Origin of the sequence: Agitococcus lubricus (genome assembly GCF_003051055.1) — a bacterium.
GTDB classification, from domain to species: Bacteria; Pseudomonadota; Gammaproteobacteria; order Pseudomonadales; family Moraxellaceae; genus Agitococcus; species Agitococcus lubricus.
Map to the genome: position 1 here is coordinate 56,555 of NZ_QAON01000007.1, position 18,986 is coordinate 75,540.

The 18,986-nt window shown below is 43.5% G+C and carries 23 protein-coding genes; 15 read left to right on the forward strand and 8 right to left on the reverse strand.

Annotated elements, in window-relative coordinates:
• Window positions 1–219 precede the first annotated feature (219 nt).
• A complete protein-coding gene (plsB, locus tag C8N29_RS08610; protein WP_107865654.1) occupies window positions 220–2,742 on the forward strand; it encodes a glycerol-3-phosphate 1-O-acyltransferase PlsB in 2,523 nt (840 codons plus the stop codon).
• Between the two features lie 139 nt (window positions 2,743–2,881).
• Here the strand turns inward: plsB and C8N29_RS08615 are convergent, their stop codons facing one another.
• Window positions 2,882–3,328 carry an RDD family protein gene (locus C8N29_RS08615; RefSeq protein ID WP_107865655.1) on the reverse strand — a complete coding sequence of 149 codons (447 nt, stop codon included), beginning with the start codon at window positions 3,326–3,328 and terminating at the stop codon, window positions 2,882–2,884.
• A gap of 12 nt (window positions 3,329–3,340) precedes the next feature.
• Window positions 3,341–3,892: an oligoribonuclease gene (orn, locus tag C8N29_RS08620; protein ID WP_107865656.1), complete on the reverse strand. Its 552-nt coding sequence runs from the start codon at window positions 3,890–3,892 to the stop codon at window positions 3,341–3,343.
• 178 nt (window positions 3,893–4,070) lie between these two features.
• Between orn and rsgA the strand changes: the two genes are divergently transcribed.
• The 4 genes from rsgA (at window position 4,071) to secB (ending at window position 6,338) form a co-directional block, all read left to right on the forward strand.
• Entirely contained in the window at window positions 4,071–5,075 is a 1,005-nt protein-coding gene (gene rsgA, locus C8N29_RS08625) for a small ribosomal subunit biogenesis GTPase RsgA (RefSeq protein WP_107865657.1), read from the forward strand.
• A gap of 71 nt (window positions 5,076–5,146) precedes the next feature.
• The gene (locus tag C8N29_RS08630) at window positions 5,147–5,557 is read left to right on the forward strand and encodes a rhodanese-like domain-containing protein (protein ID WP_107865658.1); all 411 of its coding nucleotides are present in this window, start codon (window positions 5,147–5,149) and stop codon (window positions 5,555–5,557) included.
• A gap of 31 nt (window positions 5,558–5,588) precedes the next feature.
• Window positions 5,589–5,843 (forward strand): glutaredoxin 3, encoded by a 255-nt coding sequence (grxC, locus tag C8N29_RS08635; protein ID WP_107865659.1) that lies wholly within the window; start codon window positions 5,589–5,591, stop codon window positions 5,841–5,843.
• Window positions 5,844–5,867: 24 nt separating this feature from the next.
• Entirely contained in the window at window positions 5,868–6,338 is a 471-nt protein-coding gene (gene secB / locus C8N29_RS08640) for a protein-export chaperone SecB (protein ID WP_107865660.1), read from the forward strand.
• Between the two features lie 38 nt (window positions 6,339–6,376).
• On the opposite strand, the gene C8N29_RS08645 is transcribed toward secB, so the two are convergent.
• Window positions 6,377–6,847, reverse strand: a complete 471-nt coding sequence (locus C8N29_RS08645; RefSeq protein WP_107865661.1) for a tRNA (cytidine(34)-2'-O)-methyltransferase — start codon at window positions 6,845–6,847, stop codon at window positions 6,377–6,379.
• Window positions 6,848–7,074: 227 nt separating this feature from the next.
• On the opposite strand from C8N29_RS08645, the gene C8N29_RS08650 reads away from it, so the two are divergent.
• From C8N29_RS08650 to C8N29_RS08690, 9 genes are all read left to right on the forward strand, one after another.
• A complete protein-coding gene (locus tag C8N29_RS08650; protein ID WP_107865662.1) occupies window positions 7,075–7,545 on the forward strand; it encodes a hypothetical protein in 471 nt (156 codons plus the stop codon).
• 195 nt (window positions 7,546–7,740) lie between these two features.
• Window positions 7,741–8,370: an RNA polymerase sigma factor gene (locus tag C8N29_RS08655; RefSeq protein WP_107865663.1), complete on the forward strand. Its 630-nt coding sequence runs from the start codon at window positions 7,741–7,743 to the stop codon at window positions 8,368–8,370.
• 11 nt (window positions 8,371–8,381) lie between these two features.
• A complete protein-coding gene (locus C8N29_RS08660; RefSeq protein WP_107865664.1) occupies window positions 8,382–8,756 on the forward strand; it encodes a hypothetical protein in 375 nt (124 codons plus the stop codon).
• A complete protein-coding gene (locus C8N29_RS08665) occupies window positions 8,743–8,982 on the forward strand; it encodes a hypothetical protein (protein WP_107865665.1) in 240 nt (79 codons plus the stop codon). The genes C8N29_RS08660 and C8N29_RS08665 overlap by 14 nt, the downstream gene beginning before the upstream one ends.
• Complete coding sequence (locus tag C8N29_RS08670; RefSeq protein ID WP_107865666.1) at window positions 8,979–9,491, forward strand: DUF3106 domain-containing protein; 513 nt, start codon at window positions 8,979–8,981, stop codon at window positions 9,489–9,491. Before C8N29_RS08665 ends, C8N29_RS08670 begins: the two co-directional genes overlap by 4 nt.
• Window positions 9,492–9,502: 11 nt before the next feature.
• Window positions 9,503–10,294 carry a hypothetical protein gene (locus C8N29_RS08675; protein ID WP_107865667.1) on the forward strand — a complete coding sequence of 264 codons (792 nt, stop codon included), beginning with the start codon at window positions 9,503–9,505 and terminating at the stop codon, window positions 10,292–10,294.
• A gap of 5 nt (window positions 10,295–10,299) precedes the next feature.
• Entirely contained in the window at window positions 10,300–10,527 is a 228-nt protein-coding gene (locus tag C8N29_RS08680; RefSeq protein ID WP_107865760.1) for a DUF3565 domain-containing protein, read from the forward strand.
• Window positions 10,528–10,651: 124 nt separating this feature from the next.
• Entirely contained in the window at window positions 10,652–13,078 is a 2,427-nt protein-coding gene (locus C8N29_RS08685; RefSeq protein WP_107865668.1) for a GGDEF domain-containing protein, read from the forward strand.
• 23 nt (window positions 13,079–13,101) lie between these two features.
• Complete coding sequence (locus C8N29_RS08690) at window positions 13,102–14,082, forward strand: hypothetical protein (RefSeq protein WP_107865669.1); 981 nt, start codon at window positions 13,102–13,104, stop codon at window positions 14,080–14,082.
• Here C8N29_RS08690 and C8N29_RS08695 read toward each other — a convergent pair.
• From C8N29_RS08695 to tsaB, 3 genes are read right to left on the reverse strand one after another with little or no spacing between them, the layout of a single operon-like run.
• Window positions 14,075–14,854 carry a class I SAM-dependent methyltransferase gene (locus tag C8N29_RS08695; RefSeq protein ID WP_107865670.1) on the reverse strand — a complete coding sequence of 260 codons (780 nt, stop codon included), beginning with the start codon at window positions 14,852–14,854 and terminating at the stop codon, window positions 14,075–14,077. The genes C8N29_RS08690 and C8N29_RS08695 overlap by 8 nt on opposite strands.
• Complete coding sequence (locus tag C8N29_RS08700) at window positions 14,854–15,681, reverse strand: undecaprenyl-diphosphate phosphatase (protein ID WP_107865671.1); 828 nt, start codon at window positions 15,679–15,681, stop codon at window positions 14,854–14,856. Before C8N29_RS08700 ends, C8N29_RS08695 begins: the two co-directional genes overlap by 1 nt.
• Before the next feature lie 11 nt (window positions 15,682–15,692).
• Window positions 15,693–16,373, reverse strand: coding sequence for a tRNA (adenosine(37)-N6)-threonylcarbamoyltransferase complex dimerization subunit type 1 TsaB (tsaB, locus tag C8N29_RS08705; protein WP_239987026.1), 681 nt, complete (start codon window positions 16,371–16,373; stop codon window positions 15,693–15,695).
• Window positions 16,374–16,456: 83 nt separating this feature from the next.
• On the opposite strand from tsaB, the gene mobA reads away from it, so the two are divergent.
• On the forward strand, window positions 16,457–17,002 hold the full coding sequence (gene mobA / locus C8N29_RS08710) for a molybdenum cofactor guanylyltransferase MobA (RefSeq protein WP_170106937.1): 546 nt from the start codon (window positions 16,457–16,459) through the stop codon (window positions 17,000–17,002).
• Window positions 17,003–17,061: 59 nt separating this feature from the next.
• On the opposite strand, the gene C8N29_RS08715 is transcribed toward mobA, so the two are convergent.
• Both C8N29_RS08715 and hemH read right to left on the reverse strand, forming a co-directional pair.
• Complete coding sequence (locus C8N29_RS08715) at window positions 17,062–17,745, reverse strand: hypothetical protein (protein WP_107865673.1); 684 nt, start codon at window positions 17,743–17,745, stop codon at window positions 17,062–17,064.
• Between the two features lie 45 nt (window positions 17,746–17,790).
• Window positions 17,791–18,813, reverse strand: a complete 1,023-nt coding sequence (gene hemH, locus C8N29_RS08720) for a ferrochelatase (RefSeq protein ID WP_107865674.1) — start codon at window positions 18,811–18,813, stop codon at window positions 17,791–17,793.
• Window positions 18,814–18,986 lie beyond the last annotated feature (173 nt).

Consider the following 18,986-nt stretch of genomic DNA (forward strand, 5'->3'; position numbering starts at 1 on the left):
GATATGTTTTGCCACAATTGCTCAACAACTTTAGCTGAATCTAAGCAAAACTCGTGTTAGATTGCCGAAAAAACTGCTAGTTTAACGGCGGTTCAAGGACTTATGCGTTTATGTCTCTTCATTTTTAAGTGTGTTATGCACAAAAATGAGTGGCTAACCACTAAACTGCTAAGCCTATTGTATGTCCTTTTACAACTCTAGATTTATACAGTTATCACTATGGCAAAATGGTTTGGTATTGAGCGACTTCTGTCTGCAACCTCACGTAAAGCATTAAATACATGGGTTGAGCCACAAATTACACCTGATAATGCGGCCGACTTGGGTTTGAACCCAGAGCAACCCGTGATTTATGTCTTACAAAGCCCCTCTTTTTCTAATTTATTAGTCACCGATGAAGCAGCCCAACGTCTAAAATTACCGCGCCCTGTACATGCGCTTGATAGCCACTTACTGCAAGAAAAACAATCTTACTTTTTTTTAACCCAAGAAACGAGCGCACAGTCGCTACAAAAAAATCGTTTTGAATACCCTGAGCGTTTTGTGCGTTTAGTCGAAGCAGTAAAAACCAATGCTAACTTAGATGTACAGTTAGTACCTGTCACGATTTTTTGGGGACGCTCGCCCGACAAAGAAGACTCCTTATTCAAAATCATTTTCTCTGATTCATGGGCGACCCCCAATACCTTAAAACAATTAGTCACGGTCGCACTCAACGGTAATCAGACGTTTGTTAAGTTTGGACTACCGCTCTCTGTACGTAACTTAATGGGTCATGACATGAGTAGTTCATTGGCCTTACGTAAAATTTCTCGGGTGCTACGTGTACACTTTAGGCGTCAACGGGAAATGGCTATTGGCCCTGACTTATCACATCGCCGTAATTTAATGCACAGCATATTACAATCAAATGCTGTACGCGAAGCGATTGCGGTAGAAAGCAAAGAACAGCAAATGACGCCTGAATTGCTGGAAGAAAAAGCCAGAGCCTATGTCAATGAAATTGCGGCTGATTACTCTTATCAGGTGATTCGTGGCTTACAAATTACCTTAAACTGGTTATGGAATCGTTTGTATGATGGTATTAATGTTCATCACTTTGATACCGTGACCGACGTCGCGCAAGACCATGAAGTGGTTTATGTGCCTTGCCATCGTAGCCATATTGACTACTTATTGCTGTCCTATGTGATTTTTACCCGTGGCCTCATGCCACCTCATATTGCCGCGGGCGCGAATCTCAATATTCCTGTGATTGGGCCTATTTTACGTCGAGGGGGAGCCTTCTTCTTAAAGCGCTCATTTAAGGGCGACCAATTGTATGCCGCTGTTTTTACCGAATACCTACACCTGATTACGACCAAAGGCTTCCCTATAGAATACTTTATTGAAGGCGGACGCTCGCGGACAGGCCGTTTATTACCGCCTAAAGCCGGCATGTTGGCAATGACGGTCAAAAGTTTTATCCGCGATAACACCCGTCCTATTGTCTTTATTCCGACCTATATTGGTTATGAACGCTTGATGGAAGGCAGTACCTATATTGGTGAGTTACGTGGTGCATCTAAAGAGCAAGAATCCATTTGGCAAGTGTTGCAAACCACCCGTAAAATCGAAAAAATCTTTGGCAAAGTCCATCTGAGCTTTGGTGAGCCGATTTATCTTGAGCCACTTTTAGATGCCGAAAACCCCCAATGGCGCGACACGGTGATTGATAGCCAAGTCAAACTGCCGTGGCTCAACCGCAGTGTCGACAAATTAGCGCGGCAAATTAATACCCATATTAACCAAGCCGCCGTTATCAATCCGATTACCTTATTGAGTTTGGTATTACTTTCCACGCCAAATCATGCCATTGATGAGGATGTTTTGGTTCAGCAATTGGATTTATACAAAAAAATTGCGAATCAGTTACCTTATAGCCATTTAATTGAAATGACCGAATTAAATGGTGCAGATATCATCAGTTATGGGGTACAACTCAAAGCCATACAACGAGTTAAACACCCCCTAGGCGACTTGATTTGTGTGGCTGACAATCAAGCTGTTTTCTTAACGTATTTTCGCAACAACATCTTGCATCTCTTTGTTTTACCTTCACTTGTTGCGTGTCTGATGCAACATAATGGCCAATTACAACGCGAACAAATCAGCGCCGTTATTAACTCTTTATATCCTTACTTAAAGTCTGAACTGTTTTTAAGCTGGGAACAAAGCGACATCGAACCCTTAGTGAATCAGCATATCAACATATTATTGGCAACAGGCATTTTACACGAACAAGAAGGACAAATTGCCAGCCCTAACCCCAATACCGAACACTATGTCCAATTAACCATTTTGGGTGAAGCCGTCAAAGAAACGATAGAACGCTATTATATGACCATTGCCTTGCTGACACGTCGCGGTTCTGGCACAAGTAGTCAAAAACAATTAGAAGATTTGTGCTCGTTGTTGGCACAACGCTTATCGGTATTACACGAATTCAACTCGCCTGAGTTTTTTGATAAAGCAATTTTTAGAAACTTTATTGATACCTTAAAAAAGGTTGGTCTCTTGCGTGCCGATGAACAAGATATTGTGCATTTTGACCATAGTCTCATGCAAATGGCCGACCAAGCTAACTTGGTATTAAAAGTGGAAACACAACACACGATTCAACAGATTACGAGTGTCAGCGACGAGGAAATTACCAAAGCGATGGAGCTACTTGCACGTAAAGAGAAAAAGCGTAAGTCTTAGCGTCTCTGTTGACGTTTTGCGTGTCTGCCACAATCAAAGTGTCAACAGCCCTTAGTTACACATCCAACTGGCCAATAATACTTGGCCAGTATTCAGGCTTGTGTTGGGGGAGATGAATAGGCACTCCCCTGCACTAGACTTAAGCCAACATACTATCTTTATGGGTTGCAGGTTTGATATTTCCTTTAATCACTACCGTATTACCTAATTTATCGTGCCAGCCTTGATGACGTGCATCAAATGCCGCCCAAATAAAACCTACGCCCAGTGCCATACTCGACAAGATATAGCCCAAATAACGCAATAATAATTGTTGTGTACTCGGTGCTTGCCCTGTCGTAGCATCAACAATTTTTGCCTTAAACAACATCTTGCCAGGGGTGCTTTGGTTATATAGCCAAAAACCTACTAACATCGCAGTTTGTACTGCCGCCGCAACCCACTGAAAATTTTGATTGGGCGTTTTTTGCTCTAGCAAATCCGGAAAAAAAGTCAGCACAATGGGTAACAAGACCAAGGATTGTAAAAATAAATCAATCAGTGCTGCAGCCACACGCTCGGCAAAGCCTAAATAGTTATTTTCCATCGGCTATTCCATTTAATTGAGTCTAAAAAAATACTCACGGTAATAACGTAGTTCGGAGATAGAATCACGAATATCATTTAAAGCCAAATGGGAGCTTTCTTTGCTAAAACCAGACATGATTTCTGGCCGCCAACGACGCGCCAACTCTTTAACCGTGCTGACATCTAAATTACGATAGTGGAAAAAGGCTTCTAACTTCGGCATCGTACGGTATAAAAAGCGTCGGTCTTGGCAAATAGAATTACCACACATAGGCGATTTTTTCGGGTCGACAAAACGACTCAAAAATTCAATGGTTTGTGCTTCGGCGTCGGCTTCAGTAATGGTGCTACGACGTACACGCTCCGTTAAACCCGATTGGCCATGCTGACGAGTATTCCATTCATCCATTGCATTTAATACAGTATCTTTTTGGTGAATCGCCATCATCGGTCCTTCGGCCAAGATATTCAAATTTGCATCAGTAATAATGGTCGCAATTTCAATGATTCGGTCAGTATCGGGATTTAGCCCCGTCATTTCTAAGTCAATCCAAATTAAGTTTGTTTCTTTGTTAATCGCCATGGAGACAATTCCTACAGTGGTCTAGGAGAGTTTATGCACGATGCCGCGTGTACAGATAGCCCTTTCAGAGGATTTTTATGGCTAAAACACGCAAATGTCGATGAAATGTATGCGTCACAACTATATCATAGCAGCCTTATTTACGCTGTGACTTTGATAAGGCACGACTAGAGAATTTATGAGTAAACGTCATTTAAGCCAACAACAGAGCAAACGTATACAACATCAGCACCATAAACGTATTGCGCATATTCATCAAACTCCCATTGATGAAAGTCACCTGAGTCCGCCCGAAAAAGGCTTGGTGATTGCTCACTACGGCAAACAACTGGAAGTACAAGGCATAGATGGCGAACATCACGGGCAGACATGGCGTTGTTATCTGCGTAGTAATTTAGAGGCTTTAGTAACAGGCGATTTTGTTGTCTGGCAAGCTGACGAAACCAACAAAATCGGCATTGTCAGCGCATTATTACCGCGCCAATCGCTGCTCACACGGCCAGACCCCTACCAAAAAATTAAACCTGTCGCGGCCAATATATCGCTCATATTAATTGTTATTGCCCCCTTACCCACCCCTTCCGCCAGTCTAATAGACCGTTATTTAGTCGCTTGTGAGACCGTGGGTATTACCCCCTTATTGGTGCTTAATAAGGCCGATTTACTCACTACCGACAGTGCCGACTCTTTACGCCAGTTATTAGCCGAATACCGTATTTTGGGTTATGACTCGATTGAAGTGTCATGCTTTGGCGATTTAAGCGAACTGACGCGCTATATTGGCCATCATAACGTCGTATTTGTAGGACAATCGGGTGTGGGTAAAAGCTCTTTAATCAATGCGCTGTTACCCGAAGCCATGCAAAAAGTGAATATCATTTCCGACAACTCACAACTAGGTCAGCATACCACGACCACAACACGTTTATTTCATTTGACCCAAGGCGGTTGTCTTATTGATTCACCGGGTATTCGTGAGTTTGGTTTATGGCATTTAGATGAGCAGCAAATTCAACACGGGTTTAGAGAGTTACAGCCCTTATTGGGCAACTGCCGCTTTCGTAACTGCCAGCACCAAAGTGAACCCGACTGTGCCTTAAAAACAGCGGTTGCCGAAGGTAAAATTATGGCTAGACGCTTAGAAAGCCTGCACCGTTTGTTGGCAGAAAGTAAAACCAGCTAGAGAGTCAGCGCAACGCACGTTATACTGCGGCGCTTTTTGGCACTTATCGTCCTGTTTTTTGAGATTGCGTTATGGAACGTTTTGTTGAGTTTTTTGTCAATCACTATATCTTAGCCAGTGCCTTTTTTGGCCTCATCACGGCCTATTTTATTGTCGAAATACAGCGCGGTGGTCGTAAAGTCAGCGCACAACTGCTGACACAGATGGTAAATAAACAAAAAGCCCTTGTTATTGACCTACGTGACCCCAATGAATTTAAGCAAGGACACATTACAGGCAGTCAAAATATCCCTTACGCCAAAATCAGCGACAAAAATCAGACCTTCCCCAAAGACCGTCCCATTATTTTTGTTTGCCAATTAGGTCAAGTAGCGGGTGCTGCGGCTAAACAATTAAAAAGCCAAGGAGTAATGGACGTCTATAAATTAGAAGGTGGCATTACCAATTGGAAAGCGTTGTCACTGCCCCTAGTGAAAAAATAAGCTCTCTTGTTATTGAGTTGGAGATGTGCTGATGGCTAAAATCGTGATTTATACCACCCCCATTTGCCCTTACTGCGTACGTGCTAAGCACTTATTTCAACGCAAAGGGGTCAACTACGAAGAAATAGATGTCAGCCGTGACCAAAACCTACGTCAACAATTAATAGAGCGTACACGTCAACGCACTGTGCCTCAAATTTTTATTAATGAGCAACACATTGGTGGTTGTGATGATTTATACGCGTTAGAGCGGCAAGGCGCGTTAGACCCTTTACTTGCCCAATAAAATAAACTTTGTTAGGAAAAAAACATGAGCGACAATCAGAACCAAGGCGGACAATTTGGCTTAGAACGTTTATTTGTCAAAGATTTATCCTTTGAAGTACCTAGCTCCAAAGTATTTCTTAATGACTGGAAGCCTGAAATGAATGTTCAGTTAAACACTGAAACTACACGTTTAGACGAAACCCACTATGAAGTTGCCGTGACAGTCACTGTGACAGCAACCAATGCAGGGGCAACTGCCTTTGTTGCCGAAGTCAAACAAGCAGGTATTTTCTTGATTGCTGGCGTGCCTGATGAACAATTAGCACAACTCGTAGGCGCTTATTGTCCCAGCATTTTATTCCCGTATGTACGTGAAGCCGTTAATGATGTGGTCAATCGTGGTAGCTTCCCACAATTGTTATTAGCTCCCGTGAATTTTGACTCTTTATTTGCTCAAGCCCAAGCACAACGTCAACAAGAGCAAGCCGCTGCCAGTGCTGCGACCATTCAATAAGTCTTGTGATAAGACCGACTAAGGCAGCACACGCTGCCTTAGCCCTCTGCCCCATTAAAGGCCATTTGTCGCCACGCCTCATAGACTGTCACCGCTACTGCATTCGATAAGTTCAAGCTACGCCCTGCTTTCATGGGTAACTTTACAAATTGCTCGGCACTCAAACCCAATTCTTGACTGATTTCGGGCGTTAACCCTGTACTTTCACAACCAAACAACAACAGATCGCTGGCCTGATAGTGTATTTGATACGCATTTTGTGTCGCTCTCGCACTAAATGCAAAAATACGTGTTGGCTGAACATGATTTAGGCAGGCTGTCCATGAATCATGCACTTGCACAGATGCCCATTCATGATAATCCAACCCTGCCCGTCTGAGCTTGCTATCTTCCAACTCAAAACCCAGCGGTTTAATTAAATGTAATTGTGCCCCTGTATTGGCACATAAACGGATGATATTGCCCGTATTGCCTGCAATTTCTGGTCTAAATAACACAATGTTTAACATAGATACTCATATAAAGCGCTGTTGACAGGTCAGGTCTTCGCGTTTGTAACACTCTAAGTGCTGTTGCTGTTTTAGGCATGAACCGTCATGACAACACCAAAAGCCGCTAATCAATTTTTAGGCTTTATTTTAACGATTACTGTCAACTTTTTCACTGCTCAGACGTTTATTGAGATAACAGCTCTGCACAATCAACGCAGGTCATGCCACCATCATGGAGAACAGTCATGAAAAATAGTGTACTTATCGTGTTACTCGCCAGCTTAAGCCTCAATGTACAGGCGGGTCAATTAGGCATAAAACACCGTTTACACGGTGAAGGCAAACCACATCAACGCCAAAACTTTAGTGAAAGTGCTACCCGAACACTCGCTAATGGCGAACAAATCACGCGTGAAACCGTACAAACTACCAGCGAAAATGGCTTTAATCGACATTCAACACTGACCAATAGCGCAGGCCAAACCGCAACGCAAGACTTAACCGTGGTTAATGACCCTAGTACAGGCACACATACGCGAACCAAAACAGGCACCACATTTAAGGGCAAAAGCTATCGTCATCAACGTCAAGTCACCGTCGATAAAGAAAATCAGACCGCTACCAGTACCGTGAACAACACCCATATCAATGGACAAACGACAGGACATACCAGCACTCATCAATGGAATACCGTGACTCCACCATTGGCCGAGTAGCTAATTAAGATATTCCCTATTTCGGTGACGAAGGTCTGCTTCACCGTACTGGGTATAGCTAAGGACTTAGGCATGTTATTGAAATTGGTGCATACGACATCGCCCAAAGCAGTAACCGCGATTGAACGCCAAACGCATACACTTTAACGGCCTAAGTTCTACGATAATACTGAAGGATTACAGGAGTCTTGTCTCATGATACTGGCACTTGCACCACAAGACACACTTGCGTATTGTGTGCCTGACTTGACAAACACAACGACGAATATGCCACCACGTCCCTATCCCATGCCTATTGATGACTGGTTAAAAGATATGGGTCGTCGCGGGCTGGTGATGGCCAAACTGGCGACTCAACAGGCTGACATTGCCCAAGACATCGTACAAGATAGCCTACTTGCATTTATCAGCCGTTATGCAGACCGACCTAACCCAGAATGGACGCCGTTATTTTATACCATTTTACGCAGCCAAATTATGGACTGGAAACGGCAACAAGCCCGACGTGGCAAATGGCTCACGTGGCTATCGTGGTCAAACACGGACGACGACGAAACCATAGACGAATGGCATACCATTAGTAACACTACTAATGATGACCCCGCTCACTTACTCGCTAATGCAAAAGATATCGCATTGGTTGATAAAACCTTAGCGAGTTTACCACTACGTCAACAACAAGCCTTTTTATTACGTGTTTGGGAAGGTTTGGATATTCAAACCACCGCACAGGTCATGGCTTGCAGTGAAAGCAGTGTCAAAACGCATTACAGCCGAGCTATTCAGAGTTTACGTCATGCCCTTAGCCAAGATAATCCTGTTTAGAGAATGCCATCATGAGTGACCCACTGACAAATGAACGTTGGTTAGCCCATATCCGAGACAACTTAGACCAACAAAGCCAACAAACGTCTATTGAATTTGAGCAGCAACTGCATGAACTGGCTAGACATGCCCGTCAAACACGACAACAACGCCTCGCTCAGACAGGACGTTCGCCGCGTTTATGGTGGTTTGGTGGACTCAGTTTGGCAATGGGACTAGCCGTGATTCTCTTGCAGCCGTTATTGAACCCACAAGTAATGTCTACTGCACTTAGTCAAACGCCTATCACGCAGGCAAGCACGATGTTAAGTCCTAGTGTCGACCCAGAGTTTTTGGAGGATATGGAGATGGTCATCGTGCTAGGAGAAGACTATGAGAGCCGCTAATTATGGTTGGTGCTTACTGTTAATTAGCCCTCTGAATTATGCTGCTGAGAGCCTGAGTCCTGAATTTGTCGAGTATTTAGTGCAATTTGCTGACAATAAGGAACTCTTTGACGCGAATGATTATGCCCTGATACAGCAGCAAACCAATCCAAAACCAGAGACACACCCGACCAAAACAGTGCAACAAACGATACGCTCAACGAATACACAGGAGCTAAAGCCATGATACGCCGTTACGCTTTATTTGCGCTTATGTGGCTCAGTAGCCAGAGTTGGGCTAATCAAGGCATTGAATGGCAACAACTGCCACCTGAGAGTCAACAACTCTTGATTCAGCTTAAAGATTCATGGTCGCAAATCCCACCCGAGCGACAAAAAATGATTGCCGACCGTATTCAGCATTGGCAACAACTGAGTCCCGAAGCACGTGCCGAAGCCAAACAACGCTTTGAACGTTGGCAAGCCTTGTCACCCGAACAACGGCAAAAACTGCTTGCGCGTTATGAAGAGTTCAAGCAGCTACCACCCGAGCAGCAAGCCAATATCAAACGCAAATGGCAATGGTTTAGCCAGTTAGCGCCTGAGCAAAAAGCGGCACTACGTGAACGCTGGCAAACCTTATCCGACGAGGACAAAGCGGCTATACGCGAGCGGCTTAAAAACGCCAGCCCTGCTGAACGTCGACAATTACGTCGCGAGTTTTTACAGCAACGCTCTATACGATTACAACACTAGGCAACAATGCTATGCGTATTTGGCTATTCACTCTCGGTTTAAGCAGCTCTTTGGTTTATGGCCAAGACGATGGATTGGCAGGTATCGACTGGAGTAGCCAATATCATCAACAACAATTTAGCCAAGGAGACCATCAAAGCCTTAAGATTGCTCTTCAACCTTGGTTAATGTGGCGAGACTGGCAACTTTATGCCGAACTGGCCTATGAATATCATCATTATACGTCGAGCGACATCATTAATCGTAATGGGCGTTTAGTGCGCCTACTGCCTCGTTTGAACAAAACGAAAATTGTCTATAGCGAACTTGATAGCGAAGGGATGGGCGATATCGCTGTTGGTTTAAGCTATCGTTTGATACATCATGAGCAAGTGAATAGTCTGTGGTCTCTCGATTACAAACATGATAACGGTGACTTTGCCATAGGCTTAGGGACAGGCAGTCAGGACTTAAGCCTACAAAGTGTATGGCAATACCAACAACAAGCATGGCGCTGGCAAGCGCATATCGGCTATAGCACAATTCATAGCACACAAGCAGCTTCTCTCAATACCGAAGCGAGTATGTATTTTTGGGGAGTGGGTCTGCAACATCCGCTAGCGGAATACAGCACTATCGGCCTATTTTATAACGACCAAAGTGCCCCTTATCGCAATGCACCAGACCCATCGTATTGGCGTCTACAACTAAACACGCAAGTACATGAACAACTGCAATTATTGATAGCGCATAGCCAATATCAAACAGAAACACCCGATTTACCGTCCTCTGAGCAAAAAATTGCTCTATCTTGGGTATGGTAATGATCATGAAACAAGCGATTATTGGCTTTCATCAAGATAATGAACAACATTGGGTCGCTCAATTAGCCTGTGGCCATCACCAGCATACGCGACATAATCCACCGTGGACAGAACGGCCTTGGGTAATCACCCCCCAAGGTCGTCAATCTATGCTTGGCCATTTATTAGATTGTAAAAAATGTGAGCAAAACGCCCCGCGTGACTGGTTTCCTCCAGTCCCTTCTCATCACTAAATAGTACACTCGCCATCTTCGTTAGTCGGTCACAAGCCGCATTTGAGCGTTTTTTTATTGTGATTCCATGCAGTAGATGGCATATTTTGATTTTATAACAATAAATTAACGGGTATCGCATTGTATGTTTACCCTGACTCAAAGCCTTTGGCGTCGACTCACTATTTTACAAGACTGGAGCAATGTCGAACGTGCCTGTATTCCTGCGGCACTGGTTGGTATTTTGTATTTATATTATATGTTATGGATGATGGTAGGCATTCATATTGATGGGGCTGGTCGTACCTTTAATGATATGGCGATTCTAGCCATTTTACCCATCGCTGGTTTTATTGTCGTTTGCTCAGCCGCTCTCACGGGTTTAGGTTTATATCTCCATCAACGTCATATAGATAGTCCAGCCTTTCTATATCTTTGCGCTTTATTTTACGCATTATCACAAGTATGGGGCGGCTATTTAGTTGGTTCTCTCACGTTTGTTGTGGGTATTGTGATGACGGGTGCTCCGTTGATTGGCTTTTTACTCTTACCACGACGGGTGATGTGGATTGCAACCAGTACAGCATTTTTTACTATTTTTGGGATTAACATCGCCACAACAGAGGGCTATTTATCTTATGCCCCTTTGTTATATGAGCCATCTGATGTCAACAGCGCCTTACTTTGGACACATAGCCAATTATTTATTGCTACGCCTCATATCATTGCCAATATCGTGCTGTGCTTGTTGGTATTAGACCAATGGCATCGCCGCGAAGAGCATGTCTTACATCAAAGTCTGACCGATGCCCTGACCAACATACACAATCGACGTAGTATTTTGGATTTATTAAATACCGAAATTGCCCGTAGTCGTCAGTTAAATACCCCGATTGCGGTCATTATGCTTGACCTCGACTATTTCAAAAAAATCAATGATAACTGGGGACATCCTATTGGCGATTTAGTCTTAGTTGAAGCCGCAAAAACACTGAAGCTAGGTATGCGTCAGAGTAACGAAATTGGCCGTTTTGGCGGTGAAGAGTTTATTTTACTCTTACCCAATACAGGTCGAGAAGGGGCTTTTCAATTAGCAGAACGCTGTCGTTTAGCACTACAAGCACTGAATATTTATACGCCTCAAGGTGATAAAGTGCCTGTAAGTGCTAGTTTTGGCATTGCCACTAGCGAAGGTGCTTCGCGGGTTTCTAGTGAATCGTTGATTCGAGCAGCAGACGCGGCGTTATATCAGGCCAAAGCAGACGGTCGAAATCGGGTTGTACTCGCGGCTCATACTGCTGCTGATGCCCCACTTGCTGCCGATATTGTAACCGCCAATAATGAAGAATGGCACGGCCAACTCAAACGTCTGTCTGCCGTGAGTACACACAGTATACCCACACCAGAAGGCAAACCGTGGTGGCAACATTTTGAAGGCTGGCGACGACGCATTGGGAGTATTCGCGAGTGGAGTCCTGCGGCCAAAATTGCCTTAGTCATGGGTTTGTTAATCCATATTTTATGGGGCGGCTTGGCATGGCTGAGCAGTAGTTTAAGTGATGCACAGACTGCCCTCTTACTCAATACCGCACTCACACCTTATATAGTGACGGCACTCAAAATAGTGCTTGTGATTGCCCATGTCCTACTCATCACGGCATTATTATTACGTCGTTGCCAGCCCAATGCTTATTGGTTTCAACACTTGAGTTTACAATTTTTTTCTCTCTCTTTGCTCGCTTTAGGTTATGTGTTGGGCATACTTTATTTACCAACAGGTGTAATTTTTACTAGCGCACCGTTATTAGGACTCATTTTATTCCCCAGACAACTGGTATTAGGGATTTGGTTGAGTGCCTTAGCCATTATTCTTGTACTCGCTTATGCTTGCGCATTAAACATACTGCCTTATGCACCGTTATTAGCAGGAACAGCAGGTAAATATCAAATTTATTCAGAATTTTGGGTGTATAGTAATTATTTGTTTTACTTACCCAGTTTGTTAATTGTATTGGTGACTACCGACCAAATACTCGGACGTTGGCGAGAGCGTGAAGAGCAAATTCGTACTATTAATCTCACCGATGCACTGACACGTATTCCTAACCGACGCAGTATTATTGAGCGCTTAGAGAAAGAGCTTCATTTAGGCACACGCTTACATACCCCGCTGGCTATCGCTTTATTAGACCTTGATTATTTCAAAAAAATAAATGACACATGGGGACATGCAACAGGTGACCGCGTACTCCAAGAAGCGGCACGTGTACTCAAAGAAAATCTGCGTACTGAAGATGCGATTGGTCGTTTTGGTGGCGAAGAGTTTATGATTATCATGCCTAACACGCAGGCCTCAGACATGCATATGCGCTTAGAGCGTTGTCGTCATGGCCTTGCCAGTGTGGATATGTTGAATGACAATGGTCAACTCTTTCATATCAGTGCCAGTTTTGGTTGTTGCGTACACTTAGCAAACCGTACGGAAACAGTTGATGTACTGATTAAAAAAGCAGACGATGCCTTATATCGTGCCAAAACAGAGGGACGTAATCGGGTCATTGAAAACACCTAATCAATGATGATAGGATTTATTTAATGCCTGACAACAGTACAGTAGCAATACATCAAACGATACAGCCTAAAATATCTAGTGCCTTATTATCAATTATTCCTTTATTGTTTTTTGTATTATCGCCACTATTATTTATTAGCTATTATGCAAGCGAATTTTTCATTAGTGTTATCATTGGCAGTTTAGTATTTGTATTATTTTTCTATACTATTAATACACATATCATAAACATAACAATCACTGAAAAAAACATCACGTTTGGCCCTATTATTGGTAAGATACCGACTAGAGTCGTTCAACTTAGCGATATTCATAGTATTAACATACTAAAGTATAAAGACAAAAAATATCAAATCACATTATCAACACATCATGGAAAAATCTATGAAATCAATATGAAATATTATTCCGAAACAGATAAAGAAATGCTACTTCGCTATATTCAACATCAGATAAAATGTCCGCAACGCGAAGGAGAAACCGCTAGTCTTGTCATGCTCATGTATTGTACTTTTATTATATATGGTGTTGCAGAAATTATTGAAAATCAGATACTCACAACTAGCCATCAATCATCATCAGACTTGATGTTTAACTTAGGTGTTTTACTCATTATTCCTATCAGCTATGTTTGCCATATAATGATTAAAAATAATAAAGCATCGAAGCTACTTTTTATTTTTTCACCACTTATTGCAATAAATCTTACAACGCTTTTGACTAACTTAGTTTACCTTTACAATGAACATTATCCCTTATCATCGACACAAAATATCCGACTAGCATTAAAGCAAACGGAGGGTAATTATCAGGATTGGCAACTGTCTGCTGCTATACAAAAAACACTCCTACTTGAAAACGCCATTTTAACAACACGCATTAATAAAGATGCATTAGCTGAAAACTTCATTCTAAAGCAAGGTCAATACTATAATTTAACCATTCAAACAGGCTTACTGAATGACACCTTTATTGTGCCTCACACCATTAGAGCCGCTAACTAAGCACATACACATCAAAACGGCTACTCTCGCCCTCATAGACCAAGGAAGGTATTTGCCCTGCTAAAGGTGTGGCATGGCGCGGCCGTTTAACCACGACCCTTTTACGAGCAACGGCTAATGCGGGCACTAATAGAGTATCGGCATCATCGTCTGCCCCTACCGCCAAATGAAAACTTTGCATATCTTGTTTCACTTTGGCACTGTTATGTCGGTCAGGAAACATGGGGTCTAAATACACCACATCGGGATAATCTAGGGGCGACAAGTGTTGTAAAAACGTCGTGGCGTTACCCTGATGCAACGCCATACGCGGCAAGATGGGGGCTAAATAGGGTTCTAATGCTGCACGTTGCCAACCATCACGTAACATAGCCGCCACCAACGGCGAACGCTCAACGAGTGTCACTTGGCAACCTAATGAAGCCAGTAATAAACTATCTCGGCCAAAACCTGCCGTTGCATCAATAACCTTGGGCAGATACTCTTTTTTAATACCACAGGCTTTGGCTAATAACTCCCCTCGCCCTCCGCCGTGTTGTAAACGCCACAACAGGGTTTTATTGCCCCAATCGACCATGACAGGATGAGGTAAGGGTTTGCTGAGTGGTTGTAAGGCGACCTGTCCTGCCAACAAAATGGCTAATTGGCCATGACTTTGCCATGCCAAAAGTGTTTTACGTTCGGTATTAGCCAATAAAAAAGCCTCAATACCCAGTATTGAGGCTAATTCTTCGGCTTGTAATTGATAGTCCGCTAAATACAAAATAAACATTAATGTGACCAGTCAATCAAACCAAACCACGCCGTTGCCAAAATAAAGCAGCCAAAAACAATTCGGTAATAGGCAAATATTTTGAAATCGTGGTTAGCGACATATTTGACTAAGGTACGCACGACTAATAAACCAGCAACAAAGGCTGCCATAAACCCTACGGCAAATACGGGAAAGTCGGCCATAATAAATTCGTCACGGCTTTTATAGACATCGTAAACCGTAGCCGCCACCATCGTAGGAATCGCCAAAAAGAAAGAAAACTCTGCCGCTGCTTTACGTGATAATCCAAAAAACAAGCCCCCGATAATGGTTGCGCCCGAACGTGATGTACCTGGAATTAAAGCACAACATTGAGCCAAACCTAATTTTAACGCGTCTAAGGGCTTCATATCGTCAACTTCTGGGACGGTAATTTTGTGTTGACGATTTTCGGCATACAAAATGACAAAGCCACCCACTACCAAAGCTGTTGCTACCGAGACAGGATTAAATAAATAGCCTTTAATGAAATCGCGGGCAAATAGGCCAATAATCGCTGCAGGTAAAAACGCAATTAAAATATTACTAGCAAAGGTCCATGCTTGTTGCTGACCCGTAAATAAGCCTTGTGTCACATTAATCAGACGCTGACGATACTCATAACAAACCGCCAAAATTGCCCCTAATTGAATTGCAACTTCAAACACATGACGTTTTTCGGGTGTCCAAAAGTTAATCAGAGAGGCCGTCACAATTAAATGACCTGTACTAGAAACAGGCAAAAACTCGGTTGCCCCTTCAATTAAGCCCATTAACACCGCTTTTAATAATAAAATAATATCCATTTAGTACTCTCTTAGGATTTATTGGGCAATTTTTGCCACACACTGTCACGTAAATAGACAGGTAAGGCTAATTCAGGGGCTTGTGCTAAGCCTTGCCGCCATGCGTGTTGTGCCAATACAGCCAAATCATACGCATGGGGATGATGCTCTATCGCAAACTTGGCTTGCGGGATTTGTGCTTGAATGAGCTCATCATATATTGCACCGCTGCCCGCCACATACCACTCTTGTATGGCTAAAGCGGGTAATTGGTGTGGAGAACATACGTGTTCTGAAATAACAGGCTGCATGAGTCCTTGCACAGACTGATATGCGCCCATATACACCTCATTCATGCGCGCATCAAATAGGCTGACAACGGCTGTTTGGCCAGTCAAACGGTGCACTGTTTGTGCCAAGGTTTGTAAACTGGATATCGCCAAAACAGGCATATCCCAACCAAAGGCTAGGCCTTGTGCTGCCGCCGCCGCTATTCGTACCCCTGTAAACGAACCAGGCCCACGACTATAAGCAATCGCTGTTAACTGTGATGGTTGTAATTGACTTTGCGCCAACAACTCATCGACCATTGGCAACAATAATTGGGTTTGTAGACGCGGCGAGAACTCATAACGACTCAACACATCGCCATTGTCTAAAATAATCGCTACAGAACAAGCCTCTGTCGCGGTTTCTAGGGCTAAAATAGGCATAATGACCACAAATTCGGAATAAGCATGCGCTTTATACGCATCTTGTCGTTATGATGCAATCTTCCTTAATAGAAAATATGGCTATGAATCCCGTAAATTTTTCATTATTGATTTTAGCAGGTGGCAAAGCGACCCGTATGCAGGGGCAAGATAAAGGCCTCGTGCTATGGCAAGGTAAACCGCTGGTTGAGCATATTATTGGTCGTATTAGGTGCACAGATATCGTCATTAGTTGCAATCGTAACCATGCGCATTATCACTATTATGGGCGTACCGTCAGTGACCAACAAAGCGATTTTTGGGGGCCATTAGCAGGCATTGCCAGCGGCTTAGCCCAATGCCAACACGATTGGGTATTGGTTGTGGCGTGTGATATGCCCTCTCTACCCCATGACATTGCACAACGTCTGGCCAATGCACGGCAGACAGATACGCAAGTGGTGATTGCCCACGATGGCGAGCATTTACAATCTTTGTGTTTTTTAGCGCGTAAAGACCTCTATCTATCCGCACAAACTGCGATTAGCAAAGGTCAACGCGCGGTATATTCATGGTTACTAGAGCGGAATCATCAGATTGTGTATATTGACGATGCACATGCGTTTGATAACATCAATCGCTTGAGCTAACACGCAAATAGCTGTTATTTCGCACCTTCGCCCTTGCCAAGATGCCTGATTGCAAGGCTTTAGCTCAGTTCTTCATCTTCTGGAAATTGGGTATCCCATTTTTTTTGTGTTTGATGACGGGGTAAAACTTCGCGTAGCGTTTTATTAACCTCGACACTCAACTCATCGGCTTGCCGTGCCGCACGACGTGCCAATTTACCCATACCGACTTGTTTACTCACCTGTAAACCCAGTTGTAGCGCAATACTTGCTGCGGGCACAGAATCTTCGGTTTTTTTCTCGATGGATTCCAAACGATTTAAGAGTTTTTCGACACTGGCCTCAACCTTACCTGCTTCTTTGACACGTTTAGCAGCAATACGGTCTTCGTCACGTTGTAATAAACGCCGACGTAAGGCTTCGACATTTTTTTCGATTTCTTGTTCTCGACGTTTTTCTAAGGACTCCGCAAAGACTTGTAAACGTTTTTCGGTTTGTTCTCGTAAATCGGCAATACTGGTTTCGACTTTGACGCGCATCCAGTCACTTTTGGCTAACTTAAAGGCTTCTTTGGCTTCTTTGACTGCTTCCCTTGCCGATTCGTGACCTGCGGCTTTAGCCGAAGCAATCGCGTCATCTAGGCGTAAACGCGCCTCGTCTAAACGGTTTAGAGTTTGCTCTGCTTTTTGTTTGACCAGTTTTTCTAAATCTTCCCAAGACTCAGAAATATCGTTCATTAACGAGTATTTATTATCATCATTCATCTGAACTTCCTCTGTGCGGATATCAGTCAGGGTATGTTTATGCCACTAATGATAATAAGGCATCGTCTGCCAAAATGCCTGCAAATGTGGTAAAACTAAGGCTTTTAATAATGCAACATGTTCAGGATTATCGTTTAAGGCAGGAATATAGGCATATTCCTTACCGCCTTCATGCAAAAAATGCGCTTTGTTTTCTTCGGCTAACTCTTCCAGTGTTTCTAAACAATCCGCAGAAAAAGCGGGTGACACTATCTGTACGGATTGTACCCCCTGCTTTGCCCACTCACTCAATAACACATCGGTATAAGGTTTAACCCATTCTTGTTTGCCAAAACGTGATTGAAAGCTAATCGCCCATTGGTCTTCTGTCAAGCCTAAGGCTTGGGCGACTTGTGCCGCCGTACAACGGCAGCGGCGTGGATACGGGTCGCCTTTGTCAGCATAGGGCTGAGGAATACCATGAAAAGACATCAATAATTTTTCGGCACTGCCGTGTTGCTCTCGGTAGCGACGAATACTATTCGCTAAGGCTGTAATGTACGCAGGATGGGCGAAATAATCTTTCAAAATGGTTAACGTGGGTAAATTACGCTGCTGACTAGACCAACGCTGAACAGCATCATACACAGGCGCACTTGAGGTCGCTGAAAATTGTGGAAATAAAGGTAAGACGACAATATGGTCTACCCCTTCTTGGCGCAACGCATTGAGTGCAGACGCAATGCTGGGATTACCATAACTCATGGCGGCTTTGACACTGATACGCGCAGGCAAACTACCCGCTAGAGCCTGTTCTAAGGCGCTAACCTGCTGCTTTAATATGTGACGCATAGGCGAATCGCCTTGATGTTGCCAAATACTGGCATACAACTTGGCAACACGCTTGGGTCTAAAGGGTAAAATAAATAGATTAAGAATGATTTGCCACAATAAAGGGGGAATTTCAATCACGCGACGGTCACTGAGAAACTGACGTAAATAACGTCGAACAGCCTGTGGGGTAGGTTCGTCTGGTGTACCTAAATTTGCCAAAACAACGCCTAAGATCGGTGTTTTTTGTCCTAACATAAAGTAACCCCTTATTCACAGATAATACAGTCTGTTGACATTTTGCAGGTGAGCCACCTGTGTGGCGATAAAATACGTTTACTTTGATAATTATTGATATTTTTAAGCAAAAATAAGGACTTGTCTCTAGGACAAAATAAAAAAGGCCGTTAAACGACCTTTTTTGTCTCACT

Coding starts and splice junctions, on each gene's coding strand:
- plsB (WP_107865654.1), top strand. CDS start 220: ATGGCAAAATGGTTTGGTATTGAGCGACTTCTGTCTGCAACCTCACGT.
- C8N29_RS08615 (WP_107865655.1), bottom strand. CDS start 3,328: ATGGAAAATAACTATTTAGGCTTTGCCGAGCGTGTGGCTGCAGCACTG.
- orn (WP_107865656.1), bottom strand. CDS start 3,892: ATGGCGATTAACAAAGAAACAAACTTAATTTGGATTGACTTAGAAATG.
- rsgA (WP_107865657.1), top strand. CDS start 4,071: ATGAGTAAACGTCATTTAAGCCAACAACAGAGCAAACGTATACAACAT.
- C8N29_RS08630 (WP_107865658.1), top strand. CDS start 5,147: ATGGAACGTTTTGTTGAGTTTTTTGTCAATCACTATATCTTAGCCAGT.
- grxC (WP_107865659.1), top strand. CDS start 5,589: ATGGCTAAAATCGTGATTTATACCACCCCCATTTGCCCTTACTGCGTA.
- secB (WP_107865660.1), top strand. CDS start 5,868: ATGAGCGACAATCAGAACCAAGGCGGACAATTTGGCTTAGAACGTTTA.
- C8N29_RS08645 (WP_107865661.1), bottom strand. CDS start 6,847: ATGTTAAACATTGTGTTATTTAGACCAGAAATTGCAGGCAATACGGGC.
- C8N29_RS08650 (WP_107865662.1), top strand. CDS start 7,075: ATGAAAAATAGTGTACTTATCGTGTTACTCGCCAGCTTAAGCCTCAAT.
- C8N29_RS08655 (WP_107865663.1), top strand. CDS start 7,741: ATGATACTGGCACTTGCACCACAAGACACACTTGCGTATTGTGTGCCT.
- C8N29_RS08660 (WP_107865664.1), top strand. CDS start 8,382: ATGAGTGACCCACTGACAAATGAACGTTGGTTAGCCCATATCCGAGAC.
- C8N29_RS08665 (WP_107865665.1), top strand. CDS start 8,743: ATGAGAGCCGCTAATTATGGTTGGTGCTTACTGTTAATTAGCCCTCTG.
- C8N29_RS08670 (WP_107865666.1), top strand. CDS start 8,979: ATGATACGCCGTTACGCTTTATTTGCGCTTATGTGGCTCAGTAGCCAG.
- C8N29_RS08675 (WP_107865667.1), top strand. CDS start 9,503: ATGCGTATTTGGCTATTCACTCTCGGTTTAAGCAGCTCTTTGGTTTAT.
- C8N29_RS08680 (WP_107865760.1), top strand. CDS start 10,300: ATGAAACAAGCGATTATTGGCTTTCATCAAGATAATGAACAACATTGG.
- C8N29_RS08685 (WP_107865668.1), top strand. CDS start 10,652: ATGTTTACCCTGACTCAAAGCCTTTGGCGTCGACTCACTATTTTACAA.
- C8N29_RS08690 (WP_107865669.1), top strand. CDS start 13,102: ATGCCTGACAACAGTACAGTAGCAATACATCAAACGATACAGCCTAAA.
- C8N29_RS08695 (WP_107865670.1), bottom strand. CDS start 14,854: ATGTTTATTTTGTATTTAGCGGACTATCAATTACAAGCCGAAGAATTA.
- C8N29_RS08700 (WP_107865671.1), bottom strand. CDS start 15,681: ATGGATATTATTTTATTATTAAAAGCGGTGTTAATGGGCTTAATTGAA.
- tsaB (WP_239987026.1), bottom strand. CDS start 16,373: ATGCCTATTTTAGCCCTAGAAACCGCGACAGAGGCTTGTTCTGTAGCG.
- mobA (WP_170106937.1), top strand. CDS start 16,457: ATGAATCCCGTAAATTTTTCATTATTGATTTTAGCAGGTGGCAAAGCG.
- C8N29_RS08715 (WP_107865673.1), bottom strand. CDS start 17,745: ATGAATGATGATAATAAATACTCGTTAATGAACGATATTTCTGAGTCT.
- hemH (WP_107865674.1), bottom strand. CDS start 18,813: ATGTTAGGACAAAAAACACCGATCTTAGGCGTTGTTTTGGCAAATTTA.